General features: G+C 64.0%; 13 protein-coding genes. 7 read left to right on the forward strand and 6 right to left on the reverse strand.

The window, feature by feature from the left end; all coding sequences use genetic code 11:
• Window positions 1–51: 51 nt before the first annotated feature.
• The 4 genes from FLO80_RS13775 to FLO80_RS13790 form a co-directional block, all read right to left on the reverse strand.
• Entirely contained in the window at window positions 52–1218 is a 1167-nt protein-coding gene (locus tag FLO80_RS13775; protein ID WP_111364620.1) for a DNA recombination protein RmuC, read from the reverse strand.
• On the reverse strand, window positions 1215–3056 hold the full coding sequence (gene mutL, locus FLO80_RS13780; protein ID WP_111364617.1) for a DNA mismatch repair endonuclease MutL: 1842 nt from the start codon (window positions 3054–3056) through the stop codon (window positions 1215–1217). Before mutL ends, FLO80_RS13775 begins: the two co-directional genes overlap by 4 nt.
• A 125-nt stretch (window positions 3057–3181) precedes the next feature.
• A complete protein-coding gene (locus tag FLO80_RS13785) occupies window positions 3182–4522 on the reverse strand; it encodes an ammonium transporter (RefSeq protein WP_111364614.1) in 1341 nt (446 codons plus the stop codon).
• Window positions 4523–4546: 24 nt separating this feature from the next.
• The gene (locus tag FLO80_RS13790) at window positions 4547–4885 is read right to left on the reverse strand and encodes a P-II family nitrogen regulator (protein WP_111364973.1); all 339 of its coding nucleotides are present in this window, start codon (window positions 4883–4885) and stop codon (window positions 4547–4549) included.
• A gap of 259 nt (window positions 4886–5144) precedes the next feature.
• Between FLO80_RS13790 and FLO80_RS13795 the strand changes: the two genes are divergently transcribed.
• Complete coding sequence (locus tag FLO80_RS13795; protein WP_111364612.1) at window positions 5145–7289, forward strand: transglycosylase domain-containing protein; 2145 nt, start codon at window positions 5145–5147, stop codon at window positions 7287–7289.
• Window positions 7290–7296: 7 nt separating this feature from the next.
• Here the strand turns inward: FLO80_RS13795 and FLO80_RS13800 are convergent, their stop codons facing one another.
• Both FLO80_RS13800 and FLO80_RS13805 read right to left on the reverse strand, forming a co-directional pair.
• Window positions 7297–7890: an MlaC/ttg2D family ABC transporter substrate-binding protein gene (locus tag FLO80_RS13800; protein WP_188078296.1), complete on the reverse strand. Its 594-nt coding sequence runs from the start codon at window positions 7888–7890 to the stop codon at window positions 7297–7299.
• Window position 7891: 1 nt separating this feature from the next.
• On the reverse strand, window positions 7892–8599 hold the full coding sequence (locus FLO80_RS13805) for an MlaA family lipoprotein (protein ID WP_246156687.1): 708 nt from the start codon (window positions 8597–8599) through the stop codon (window positions 7892–7894).
• Window positions 8600–9141: 542 nt separating this feature from the next.
• On the opposite strand from FLO80_RS13805, the gene FLO80_RS13810 reads away from it, so the two are divergent.
• From FLO80_RS13810 to hemP, 6 genes are all read left to right on the forward strand, one after another.
• Complete coding sequence (locus tag FLO80_RS13810) at window positions 9142–9606, forward strand: RidA family protein (RefSeq protein WP_111364608.1); 465 nt, start codon at window positions 9142–9144, stop codon at window positions 9604–9606.
• Between the two features lie 5 nt (window positions 9607–9611).
• Complete coding sequence (locus FLO80_RS13815) at window positions 9612–10382, forward strand: glycerophosphodiester phosphodiesterase family protein (protein ID WP_111364606.1); 771 nt, start codon at window positions 9612–9614, stop codon at window positions 10380–10382.
• 34 nt (window positions 10383–10416) lie between these two features.
• Window positions 10417–11610: a GNAT family N-acetyltransferase gene (locus FLO80_RS13820; protein WP_111364604.1), complete on the forward strand. Its 1194-nt coding sequence runs from the start codon at window positions 10417–10419 to the stop codon at window positions 11608–11610.
• Window positions 11607–11897, forward strand: coding sequence for a 4a-hydroxytetrahydrobiopterin dehydratase (locus FLO80_RS13825; protein ID WP_111364602.1), 291 nt, complete (start codon window positions 11607–11609; stop codon window positions 11895–11897). The genes FLO80_RS13820 and FLO80_RS13825 overlap by 4 nt, the downstream gene beginning before the upstream one ends.
• Window positions 11898–12132: 235 nt before the next feature.
• A complete protein-coding gene (locus FLO80_RS22880) occupies window positions 12133–12303 on the forward strand; it encodes a hypothetical protein (RefSeq protein WP_188078297.1) in 171 nt (56 codons plus the stop codon).
• 20 nt (window positions 12304–12323) lie between these two features.
• Window positions 12324–12467: a hemin uptake protein HemP gene (gene hemP / locus FLO80_RS13830; protein ID WP_246156692.1), complete on the forward strand. Its 144-nt coding sequence runs from the start codon at window positions 12324–12326 to the stop codon at window positions 12465–12467.
• The last annotated feature ends 99 nt before the right edge of the window (window positions 12468–12566 follow it).

Raw genomic sequence — 12566 nt, forward strand, 5'->3', positions numbered from 1 at the left:
TGCGCGCGGGGGAGGGTGGGCGGGACGCGCGCAGGCGGGCGGCGCCGAAGGTCAGGACGTCGTTTCAGGGCCAGAGAGGGGCACCGCGTCGGACGGGTCCGGGGCGAGTTCCTCGAAATCGAAATTGTCGAGCCGCTGTGCCCGCCGCCCGGCCTTGTCGGCGGAAATCTTGATCTCCGAGATGTCCTTGGCCGCCTGCCCGAAATGCCGGTCGAGATTTTCAACCCGGCCAGAAAGCCTTTCAACGTCCTGGAACAAAAGGCTTAATTCCCGGCGAATCGCCCCTGCCTGTTCACGCATCCGGGCGTCTTTCAGGATCGCGCGCATCGTGTTGAGCGTCGCCATGCAGGTGGTGGGCGACACGATCCAGACCCGCGCGGCAAAGCCTTCGCGCACCAGTTCGGGGAAATTGGCGTGCAACTCGGCATAGACCGCCTCGGAGGGCAGGAACATCAACGCGCCGTCCGCCGTTTCGCCCTCGATGATGTAACGCTCTGAAATCGCCTTGATATGCGCCCGCACGGCCCCGCGCATCATGCGCGCCGCCTCGGTCAACTCGCCCTGGGTCTGGGCATTGCGCAATGCCTCGTAGGCCTCCAGGGGAAATTTCGAATCCACCACGATCGGCCCCGGCGGATTGGGCAGGTGGATCAGCACATCCGCCCGGCGCCCGTTCGACAGCGCCACCTGCACGCCATAGCTGTCGCGCGGCAGCGCCTTGGACACGATATCGTTGAGCTGAATCTCGCCGAACGCGCCGCGCGTCTGCTTGTTCGACAGGATATCCTGAAGGCTCAGCACATCGCCCGAAAGCTTGGTGATGTTCTCCTGCGCCTTGTCGATCGCGACCAGCCGTTCATGCAACTCGCCCAGCGAGCGGGACGTGCGTTGCGCCGATCCATGCAGGTTTTCCTGCATCTTGCCCGACACTTCCGAAAGCCGCTTTTCCATCAGTTCCAGCATGTTCTTCTGCGACGCCGCCTGCGCCTCGCTCACATGCATGAGCCCGCCCGAGAGTTGCTGTTGCCCGTCCGAGAGCGATTGAACCCGCTGGCTCATCCCCGCCAGTTGGTGAACCAATGGCTCGGTCGCCCGTGCCGTCCGCCCCGCAGCGCGCACCGCCATGATCAGCAGGATGAGCATGATCAGAAGCACCACCCCGCCCGCCAGCGCCGCCAGTTCCATTTCCGTCAGGGTATGGCCGTTGATTTCGATCATGTCCGACCAAACAACCGTTCGATATCGGCAAGCCTCAACTCCACATAGGTCGGGCGGCCGTGGTTGCATTGCCCGGAATGCGGCGTCGCCTCCATCTCGCGCAGGAGCGCATTCATCTCTTCGGCGCGCATCCGCCGACCCGAGCGGATCGAGCCGTGACAGGCCACGCGGCTCAGGATCGCCTCGATTCGCGCCTGCACGCCCAGGCTCTCGCCCAGATCGTCCAGCTCATCGAGGATGTCATGCAGCATCGCCTTGGCGTTCACCTCGCCGAGGATCGCGGGGGTTTCGCGCACCGCGACGGCACCGCCGCCAAAGGGTTCGATGGTCAGGCCGAGCCGTTGCAGGTCTTCGGATATCTCCATCAGGCGGGCGCAATCGCCGTCGTTCAACTCGACGATCTCGGGGATCAAAAGCGCCTGTGCCGCGATACCGTTCTCGGCCATCTGGCGCTTGAGCTTTTCGTAGACCAGCCGTTCATGCGCGGCGTGCTGATCGACGATGACCATGCCGGTTTCGGTCTGGGCGATGATGTAATTCTCGTGCACCTGCGCGCGTGCGGCGCCCAGCGGTCGGCCTTCGCTAGCCTCTGGCAATTCCGCCTCGGGCTCGACCCGCGCGCTTGGGGCGTCGGCAAAGCCCGGCGCGTCCATCTGCGGGGCCTGCATCCGGTAGGCCATTGAAATCGCTTGCCCTGACGGGCGGACCATCTGGTAGACCCGCGCGGGGCCCGTCGCCTCGGAGCGCATCGCGCCCAGCGTCGCGTCGGCCACGGTCGAAGAGGCGCGGTGCCCCGCCTCGGCCAGCGCGTGGCGCAGGGCCGACACGATCAGCCCGCGCGCGACGCCCGGTTCGCGAAACCGCACCTCGGATTTGGCCGGGTGGACGTTCACATCCACGAGGTGCGGGTCGCAGTCGATAAAGAGCGCCGCCGCCGGGTGGCGGTCGCGGCTGAGGAAATCGGAATAGGCGGCGCGCAGCGCGCCATAGAGCATCTTGTCGCGCACCGGGCGGGCATTGACGAAGAGGTATTGCGCCACGCTCGACCCGCGCGAATAGGTCGGCAGGGCGGCGTAACCGGCCAGCCGCAGCCCCTCGCGTTCGGCGTCGATCCGGAGGGCGTTTTCCGCGAATTCACGGCCCAGGACCTGCGCCAGCCTGCCATGCAGCGCATCGAAGAGATCGCCGTTCTGCGCGTCGGCGCGGAACGTCACGCGCCCCTCGCCGCCGCCCGAGACATCGCGCAGAGTAAAGCCCACGTAAGGCTCGGCCATGGCGAGGCGTTTGACCACGTCGCCAATCGCCTGCGCCTCGGCCCGGTCCGAGCGCATGAACTTGAGCCGCGCGGGGGTGGCGTGGAAGATGTCGCGCAGCTCGACCAGCGTGCCGGGGTTGAGCGCGGCAGGTTTCACCGCACCCATGCGCCCGCCCGTCACCTCGATCTCGGCGCCCTCCCCACCCGCCACGCGGGTCATGATGCTGAGCCGCCCGACCGCCCCGAGGCTGGGCAATGCTTCGCCGCGAAAGCCGAATGTCTGGATGTCGAGCAGGTCCGACCCGTCGATCTTGGACGTGGCATGGCGGCTCAGTGCGAGCGGCAGGTCGACCGCCGTCATCCCGCACCCATCATCGCCGACCCGGATGAGGGTCTTGCCACCATCGGCGTAATCGACGGTGATCCGCGTGGCCCCGGCGTCGAGCGCGTTCTCGATCAACTCCTTGACCGCGCTGGCGGGCCGTTCGACCACTTCACCGGCGGCGATGCGGTTGATCGCGGCGTCGTCAAGCTGCCGGATAACGGGGGTAGGTCGGTGCATATGGGGGTTTGCCTGTGCCATGCCACAAGACTTAGCACGTCACCTTGCGATTCTGCCAGCGGGATTGCCCGTCTCGCGGGCGCAAAATCGAAAAGACCCGGGCACCATTGGCACCCGGGTCCGATCCTTTCAGGCTGTAGCTTTGGTCAGCCCTTGCCGAAATCGGGATAGGCTTCCATCCCCAGCTCGCCCATGTCGAGGCCGTTGATCTCGGTTTCCTCGTCGACCCGCAGGCCCATCGTGGCCTTGATGACGACCCAGACCACCAGCGACGCGACGATGGTGAAGGCACCCACAAGGACGATGCCATAGATCTGGGCGCCGAAGGACGCGTCGGAGTTGGTCAGCGGAACCGCCAGCGTGCCCCAGATCCCGGCGATGAGGTGCACCGGGATGGCGCCGACCACGTCGTCGATCTTGAGCCTGTCGAGGAACGGCACCGCGAAGACCACGATCACGCCGCCGATCATGCCGATCAGCAGGGCCGATCCGAGGCCGGGCGCCAGCGGTTCGGCGGTGATCGACACCAGGCCGGCCAGCGCGCCGTTGAGCACCATGGTCAGGTCAGGCTTCTTGTAGAGAAGCTGGGTCAGGATCAGCGCGGCCACCGCCCCACCGGCAGCGGCGGCATTGGTGTTGGCGAAGATGCGGCTGACATTGGCGGCACTGTCCACGCCACCCAGCGCCAGTTCCGAGCCACCATTGAAGCCGAACCAGCCGAGCCACAGGATGAACGTGCCGAGCGTGGCCAGCGCGAGGTTCGAGCCCGGCATCGGCACTGTGCGCCCTTCCTTGGTGTATTTGCCAAGGCGCGGCCCGAGGATGATCGCCCCGGTCAGCGCGGCCCAGCCACCCACGGAGTGCACGATGGTTGACCCCGCGAAGTCGCTGAAGCCCGCGGCGTCGAGAACGCCCGCGCCCCAGCTCCAGCTTGCCTGGATCGGATAGATCAGCGCAGTCAGGACGATGACGAAGATCAGGAACGGCCAGAGCTTGATCCGCTCGGCCACGGTGCCCGACACGATCGAGGCGGTGGTCGCCACGAACATCAGCTGGAAGAAGTAATCCGACCCGGTCGAGGCATAGTCATAGGCATCGGCATCGGCCGCAGCGAGGCCGACGGGTTCGAGAATGGCAACGCCGAGCGCACCCAGCCAGCCATCGATCATCCACCCGTCGCCGGGATACATCAGCACGTAACCGATGACATAATAGGTGATCGCCGCGAACGAAAAGAGCGCGATGTTCTTGGTCAACTGCATGGTCACGTTCTTGGAACGCACCAACCCGGCTTCGAGCATGGCAAAGCCCGCCGCCATCCAGAACACGAGAACCCCGCCGATCAGGAACAGCAGCGTGTTGAAGACAAAGACAGAATCGGTGGGCACCGCGGTTGCGACCGCGTCCCCTGCATCCTGCGCGAAGGACGGCATCGCCATCATGGCCATGACCGCCGCAAGGCTGATTTTGGTTTTCAGGTAGTTCATCCGTTTTCCCCTTTGGCGCAACGCTCAGATCGCGTCTTCATTGGTTTCGCCCGTGCGCACGCGGACGGCCTGTCCCACGTCCAGCACGAATATCTTGCCGTCACCGATCTTGCCGGTGCGCGCGGTCTTGGAGATGGTTTCCACCACCTCGTCGGCCATGGCCGCACTCACGACGAGTTCCAGCTTGATCTTGGGCACGAAATTCACGGCGTATTCCGCACCGCGATAAATCTCGGTATGGCCCGACTGCGCGCCAAACCCCTTGATCTCGGTGACCATCATGCCGCGCACCCCGATCCCGGTGAGCGCCTCGCGCACCTCTTCGAGCTTGAACGGCTTGATCGTTGCTATGATCAGTTTCACCTCGGTTCCCCTTGTCCTTGCGCCGGTCTCCCGGCCTGTTTGCAACTGCAGCAAATCGCGGAAGACCGGGAAAAAGGAAGAAAACCGCACGAATTTTCAGCCCTGACCCCCATGCATGAGATTAAAAAATACACAAAAAGTGACTTGTGCCCCATTTTTAGGCAAATGAAAAAGTCACAGATGGTCACCTGGGTCTCTACTTTTGGTTGGCAACGGTCTATTGTGGGCACAACAAACAGGCACCGGGCAGGGCAACGGAATGAGTGATTCAGGGCGCAGGAAACCGCCACTGGTGGCCGAGCGGCGATACCCGTCCAAGACCGCCAAGGCCAAGACACGCGCAAAGACCAAGCGAAAGACGCAAAGGCGCAAAACCCGCCGCCGCAACCCGGTGACCGCGTTGTTCGCCTGGCTGTTGCGGCTGGTCTGGCGGCTGGTCTGGGGGTTCGGCTGGCGCGTGGCAGCGGTAAGCACGATCATCATCGCAGTGGCGGTCGGCTATGTCACACTTACCCTGCCGCCGGTCGATCAGCTTTATGATGGGCGCGCGCGCGGCTCGGTCACGCTTCTCGATGCGTCGGGCGATGTCTTTGCATGGCGCGGCGACCAGTTCGGCGGCGTGATCACGGCGGACACGGTCAGCCCGCACCTGAAGAACGCGATTGTCGCCACCGAGGACCGGCGGTTTTACCGCCATTTCGGGCTGTCGCCGCGCGGTATCGCCTCGGCCGTCCGCATCAACCTGAGCGAAGGACGCGGGCCGCTTTCGGGGCATGGCGGCTCAACCATTACCCAGCAGACGGCCAAGCTTTTGTGCCTGGGCGTGCCATATGACCCCGAGCGATGGACCAGCGAGGCCGACTACGAGGCCGATTGCCGCCAGGGATCAATCTGGCGCAAGGCCAAGGAAGCCATCTATGCCATGGCGCTCGAGGCGAAATTCACCAAGGACGACATCCTTACCGTCTATATGAACCGCGCCTTTCTGGGCGGCGGTGCGCGCGGGTTCGAAGCCGCGGCGCAGCGGTATTTCGGCAAATCCGCCGCGCAGGTAACCCCGCCCGAGGCCGCGATGCTGGCCGGGCTTCTGGTGGCGCCGACGCGCTATGCGCCGACCAACAACCTCGAACGCTCGCAGGCGCGGGCGCTCACCGTGCTCAAGCTGATGCACGATCAGGGTTACCTGTCGGACGAGGAACATGCCGCCGCCGCGGCGAACCCCGCGCAACTCTCGGAGGCGGCGCAGAAGCGGGCGGGCGGATATTTCGCCGACTGGGTGATGCAGACCGGCCCCGAGGTTTTCACCCGCGGCACGACCGAGGATGTGATCATCACCACCACGCTGGACCAGCGCATCCAGACCGCCGCGGAAGAGGCGATGCAAGAGATTTTCGAGAACAAGGTGCGCGAAGGCTCCGAGGCGCAGGCCGCCATCGTGGTCATGTCCGCCGATGGCGCGGTCCGGGCGATGGTCGGCGGGCGCAAGACCCGCGTTTCGGGCGAATTCAACCGCGCCACGATGGCCAAGCGACAGACCGGCTCGGCCTTCAAGCCGTTCGTCTATGCCGCCGCGCTCGACCTTGGCCGGTCGCCGCTGGATATGATCGAGGACACGGAATATTGCGTCACGATCCCCGGTTCCGGCGAATGGTGCCCGCAGAATTTCGACCGCAAGTTTCGCGGGCCCGTGACGCTGGCTGACGCGCTCAAGAATTCGTTGAACATCCCTGCGGTCAAGCTGGCGCAGGCCTCCGGGCTCGACATCGTGCGCAGGGTGGCCAGCGAATTCGGCATCGAATCAGACCTCGCACAGGGCCCGGCCCTTGCCCTCGGCGCATCCGAGGCATCGTTGCTGGAAATGTCGGGCGCCTATGCCGGCATCCTGAACGGGGGCAGTTCGGTCACGCCCTATGGCATGACCGGGTTGCGGCTGCTGGGCGAGTCAGAACCGATCTTTTCGGCCACGTCGGGCATCGGCGAGCGAGTCATCCTGGAGGAGACGGCGCGGCAACTGATCTGGATGATGAACAAGGTCGTCACCGAAGGTAGCGGGAGGCGCGCCGCCCTGCCCGACCGCGAGGCTGCGGGCAAGACCGGCACTTCACAATCGGCCCGCGACGCGTGGTTCATGGGCTTCACGGCCGATTACGTGACCGGCGTGTGGATGGGCTATGACGACAACACGCCGCTGACCGGCGTGACCGGGGCGGGGCTGCCAGCCGAAATCTGGCACGAAACCATGGTGCGGGTGCATGAGGGCCTGCCGGCGCGCCCCTTGCCGATGATGGCTCCGGTGCCCTCGACGCAACCGCAAGAGCAGACCCCCCGCACTGACGGCCAAGGCCGGACCGGCGGGGACATCAATAACGTGCTGCGTGGCCTGTTCGGGGCGGATAACCGCTGATCCCCGATCAACCGATGTTCTGAAGGTCCTGGATCAAGGCGTCGATATCGCCACGGCGCCGGTCGAGCATCGAGCCGATCTCGGTGCGCTCGGTCAAAAGCATGTTCACACCTTCGATGAAGATGTTGAAGAACTTAGGCCGCCCGGAACGGTCGCTGACCAGGAACGCCACTTCGAACGGCGCCTCGCCGCGCAGATGGGCGATGGTCTTGACCTCGTGGAAATTCTTGACCGCCCGGGCCTCTTGCACCTCGATCCGGCCGCCGATGAATTCACGGAAGCGGCGGCCATATTTGCGGCTGACATAGACCTGGAACGCCCGGGTAAAGCCGTTGATCTGTGCCGCGCTCGCCCGGCGGGCATCGACACCAAGGGCATAGCGCGCGATCGTCGGCACATCGGCATAGCGCACGAAGATCTTCTCGAACTCGGCGATCTTGGCAGCCTCCGAGGTCGGCGCCTCGATCACCTTGTTGATATCGGCGACGATCAGGTCAACCAGCCGCTTGGCCCCGTCCGCGCTCAAGGCCCAGGCCCCCGACGGGATCGCCGCCAGTGCCACGCCGGACATCAGGCCGCCAAGCAGGTTGCGCCGGGTCATATCATTCCGAGTAGGGATCATCATAAAGCTCACCATAGGGATCGTCATAAGGGTCGATGTAGGTATCATCATCGCCGCCACCAAGCTCGAAGCGGCGATTCTGGAGATATATCAGCCGGGATTGAGAATAGCTGTCCGCACTCTCGTAGAGAACCGAGTCGACCGTATCCGAGAAACGCCCGCGACTCCTGAGTTTCGAGGCCACGCTCGCCGCCCGGCCATAATATTTCTCGGGTTTGGGCAGCGCATGGGTCAACGGGTTGGTAAACAGGTCCACGACACGGCCTGCCGCGTCACGTTCGGTCGATGGCCCAAGGACCGGCAGTTCGACATAGGCGCCTTCCGGCACGCCCCAGACATGCAGCGTGCCGCCGAAATCGGCCTCGACCTCGGCAATGCCCAGTTCGCTCGCCGGATCGCCAAGCCCGCCGATGCCGAACACCGTGTTGAAGGCAAACCGATAGGTGTTCTGCAACGCCCCACCCAGATCGCCCTGAAGCAGGTTGTTCACAACGGTGCCCGGCAAGCTGAGATTGGCGGCGAAATTCGACACGGATTCCGCGACCGGATCGGGCACGATTGTCACGTATCCCTTGCTCGCCGGGCGGACGAGGCCTCGGTCAAGAGCGCGGTTCAACTCGTGATTCTTGCGGTTTGTCTGTTCATAGGGATCGTGAATGCCGTCCGGCGCACCGCCAGGTCCGGGCACGCTACAGGCGCTCAGCCCAAGTGCAAGGCACACCGACAGGACGAACCGGGCGGTCCCGGTTTTCCGGGCCCTGTGGAAAGAGAAGTCTGCCTGGGGAAAAAACGCTGGTGATCGCATGATGAACCTGACTGGCCTTAATACAATTGGTCGTAGGCAATTTCGCATCCCGTCATTCGGTGCCTGTTCCGGGTATGGCAGAATGGAGACACGAGACGCGGTGATAGATCAAAATGCGACGAATGACAACAAATCGCGATGGCGGATGGCACGCAAACCGATGCGGATGAGCCGGCACAAACTGCCGCCGGGGCCGCGAAATTGCGCACAAGGCACGGGGCAAAGGCCGGATCAGGGGGGGTGGCAAAACCCCGCTCATTGCCCCTGCGCGCCATGCAATGCAATCGCGGCCTCGGGGCGATTGGTGAATCGATGACACCGTTTGCGTGCAACCCGTCATAACCAGACCGAGGAGGCGATTCGGGTTTCCCTTCGGCATTTGTTTGCACTAGCGTCGCGGCGACATCAGCCAGAGGAGACCCAAGATGCCATCGCAAATCGAAACCCGCCTTGCCGACCTGGGCGTCACCCTGCCCGATGCTGCCGCCCCCGCCGCGAACTACGTGCCTTATGTTCAGGTCGGCGATCTTGTCTTCGTGTCTGGGCAGGTCTCGATGGACGAGAACGGCCTGATCAAGGGCAAGCTCGGCGCCGACATGGATGTTGACGGCGGAGTCGCGGCGGCCCGGCGCTGTGCCATCATGCTCCTGGCCCAGGCCAGGGCCGCGTGCGGCGGCGATCTCGACCGGCTCACCCGGGTTGTCAAACTGACCGGCTTTGTCAATTCGACCGACACGTTCGGGGATCAGCCCAAGGTGATCAACGGCTGTTCGGATTTCCTTGTCGAGGTTCTCGGCGATGCCGGGCGGCATTCGCGTTCGGCGGTGTCGGCGGCGTCGCTGCCTTTCGGTGTCGCGGTCGAGGTCGAAGCCATCTTCCAGATCAGTTGAGCGCAATGCCCGAACTCGACCCGGCCTTTACCCGTGCCCCCATCGCGCACCGGGCCCTGCACGACGTCACCGACGGGCGGCCCGAGAATTCGCGCGCGGCTATCCGTGCCGCAATCGCGGCAGGGTACGGGATCGAGATCGACCTTCAGCTTTCGCTCGACGGTCAGGCAATGGTGTTCCACGATTACGATCTGCACCGCCTGACCGGTCAGCCGGGTTCGATCCGCCAGCGCAGAGCGGGTGAGCTTGCCCGCCTTCCCCTGCTGCATGGCGACGGCGAAGGCGTACCGACCCTTACCGACATCCTGGCGCTGGTGCAGGGGCGCGCGCCGCTGCTGATCGAGATCAAGGATCAGGACGGCATCATGGGGCCGAATGTCGGCACGCTCGAATATGCCGCGGCGCAGGCGCTTGGCAGCTACAAGGGTCCGGTGGCGGTGATGTCGTTCAATCCCCACGCGGTCGAGGTCATGGCGCGGCTCATGCCCGATCTGCCGCGCGGATTGACGACCAGCGCCTTTGCCCCGCAGGACTGGCCGTTGCTGCCTGCGGCGACCTGCGATCATCTCGGACGCATTCCTGATTATGACCGGCTCGGGGCAAGTTTCGTGTCGCATGAACGCCACGACCTGCACAATCCGCGACTGGTCGAGTTGCGCGACAAGGGCGCGGCGATCCTGTGCTGGACCGTCACCTCGCCCGAAGCCGAGGCATGCGCCCGCGAAGTCGCCGACAATATCACCTTCGAAGGGTATCGCGCCGCGATGCCGTCTTGATCCACCACAAGGTCACGCCAATATCGGAAAGGGCATGGATACCGAGACGACGATCGAGATTCGGGTGAAGACATCGCTTTCCGAGATACCGGAACGCGAATGGGATGCCTGTGCCTGTCCCGAGGCCGCGCAGGGCGGGCGCCCGGACGATCCCTTCACCACGCACCGGTTTCTCTCGGCACTCGAAGACAGCGGTTCGGTCGGGCCGGGAACAGGGTGGGAGCCGCATTACCTGACCGCGCATGTCGGCGGAGACATGATCGCCTGCGCCCCGCTTTATGCCAAGTCACACTCACAGGGCGAATATATCTTCGATCACAACTGGGCCCATGCCTATGAACGCGCGGGCGGGCACTATTATCCCAAGCTTCAGATCGCCGTGCCCTTCACCCCGGCCACCGGGCGGCGTTTCCTGACCCGGCCCGGCTTTGACGGCATCGGGCGGCAGGCGCTGGCGCAGGGCGCGATGCAACTGGCCGAAGGCAACGGGCTCAGCTCGGTTCACGTCACCTTCTGCACCCCGGACGAGGCCGAAGAGGGCCAGACCCTCGGTTTTCTGCACCGGACCACGCAGCAATTCCATTGGCAGAACCGCGGTTACGCCGATTTCGACGCCTTCCTCGCCTCGCTCAGTTCGCGCAAGCGCAAGACCATCCGCAAGGAACGCGCGACGGCACAGGGATTCGGTGGTGAAATCCGGGCGCTGACCGGCAGCGAGATTCGCCCCGAGCACTGGGACGCCGTCTGGCAATTCTATCAGGACACCGGCGCGCGCAAATGGGGCACGCCCTACCTCACCCGCGCGTTCTTCGACATCGCACATGAGCGGCTGCGCGACGATGTGCTGCTGGTGCTGGCGTTTCGGGGTGGCGACCCCGTGGCCGGGGCGCTCAACCTCATCGGGCGCGACGCTTTGTTCGGGCGCTACTGGGGCTGCACCGAACATCACCCCTGCCTGCATTTCGAAATCTGCTATTATCAGGCCATCGAGTTCGCCATCACCCACGGGCTGGCACGGGTCGAGGCCGGGGCACAGGGCGAACACAAACTGGCGCGCGGATACATGCCCACCACCTGCCACGCGCTGACATGGGTGCGCGACCCGGGGTTTCGCGATGCCATCGCGCGCTATCTCGACGCCGAACGCGAGGCGGTGGCCGAGGAGGTCGAAATCCTCACCGAATACGGCCCGTTCCGCAACACCACCCAAGAGGAGGATCACGATTGAACGAACTTCTGTCAGACACGGCCCGCGAAAGCCTGCTCAAACCGCTTTTCGACAGTGGATGGACCATGGTCGAGGGGCGCGATGCGATCACCAAGGACTTCAAGTTCAAGGATTTCCCCGAGGCGTTCGGCTGGATGACCCGGGTCGCGATCTTTGCCGAGAAATGGGACCACCACCCGGAATGGAACAATGTCTATAACCGCGTGTCGGTGACGCTCACCACGCATGACGCGGGCGGGCTTTCGGCGCTCGACGCCAAGCTGGCGCGCAAGATGGACGGCCTCTGACCGCCCGCGTTCCGCGACAGGCAGGGAATTTTCGCAAGAAATCACCCACCAGGGCGCAGCAGGCCGCGGACCCGGCGATTCGGGGCGCGGCCTGTTTTCGGTCACGCGCCTGCGAATCCCCCTTGAAAACATGCGGTTTGACATTTCTGACTGTTTTTGTCATTTATAGAAATGCCCAGCCACCCCGTCGCGCATTTCGGGGAAGCCCGCGATCATTCCGAACCGGAGCCGAGAAATGCACACCGACCAGATGCCGGGCCTGTCACATCCCGAACATGCCATCGACCAACGCACAGGGTTGAACGACCTATGGGAACTCATTTCGACCATGGGCGGGCTGCGCCTGCCCGACTGCGAATGGCTCGTGGACCGATTGATCCCCGAGAACCCGGAGGAAACGCCATGATGCAGCACAAATCAGCCGATATGCGATGCCCCGACGGCGATTCGACCCCGCTTTACAAGGCCGAAGACCTGATGCAGGGCGGGCAGATCGCACATATCGTTCTTGGCGACCAGAATTACATCCTGCGGATCACCCGGGCCGGGAAACTGATTCTCACGAAATAAGAGGTATCGCCCCCAGATGACGGGGCTTGATCGGGCATCGCGTCAATGTGGCGCGCAATTTTGCGCCAATTCCGATAGAATTAGTCGACTTTCCTCTGG

This window comes from Aquicoccus porphyridii (genome assembly GCF_008369105.1).
Taxonomy (GTDB): Bacteria; Pseudomonadota; Alphaproteobacteria; order Rhodobacterales; family Rhodobacteraceae; genus Aquicoccus; species Aquicoccus porphyridii.

Excerpts from the sequence above, each read along its gene's own strand:
- FLO80_RS13815 (WP_111364606.1), top strand. The coding sequence starts at position 9,612 with ATGCCCGAACTCGACCCGGCCTTTACCCGTGCCCCCATCGCGCACCGG.
- FLO80_RS13785 (WP_111364614.1), bottom strand. The coding sequence starts at position 4,522 with ATGAACTACCTGAAAACCAAAATCAGCCTTGCGGCGGTCATGGCCATG.
- FLO80_RS13810 (WP_111364608.1), top strand. The coding sequence starts at position 9,142 with ATGCCATCGCAAATCGAAACCCGCCTTGCCGACCTGGGCGTCACCCTG.
- FLO80_RS13795 (WP_111364612.1), top strand. The coding sequence starts at position 5,145 with ATGAGTGATTCAGGGCGCAGGAAACCGCCACTGGTGGCCGAGCGGCGA.
- FLO80_RS13775 (WP_111364620.1), bottom strand. The coding sequence starts at position 1,218 with ATGATCGAAATCAACGGCCATACCCTGACGGAAATGGAACTGGCGGCG.
- FLO80_RS22880 (WP_188078297.1), top strand. The coding sequence starts at position 12,133 with ATGCACACCGACCAGATGCCGGGCCTGTCACATCCCGAACATGCCATC.
- mutL (WP_111364617.1), bottom strand. The coding sequence starts at position 3,056 with ATGGCACAGGCAAACCCCCATATGCACCGACCTACCCCCGTTATCCGG.
- FLO80_RS13820 (WP_111364604.1), top strand. The coding sequence starts at position 10,417 with ATGGATACCGAGACGACGATCGAGATTCGGGTGAAGACATCGCTTTCC.
- FLO80_RS13800 (WP_188078296.1), bottom strand. The coding sequence starts at position 7,890 with ATGACCCGGCGCAACCTGCTTGGCGGCCTGATGTCCGGCGTGGCACTG.
- hemP (WP_246156692.1), top strand. The coding sequence starts at position 12,324 with ATGCGATGCCCCGACGGCGATTCGACCCCGCTTTACAAGGCCGAAGAC.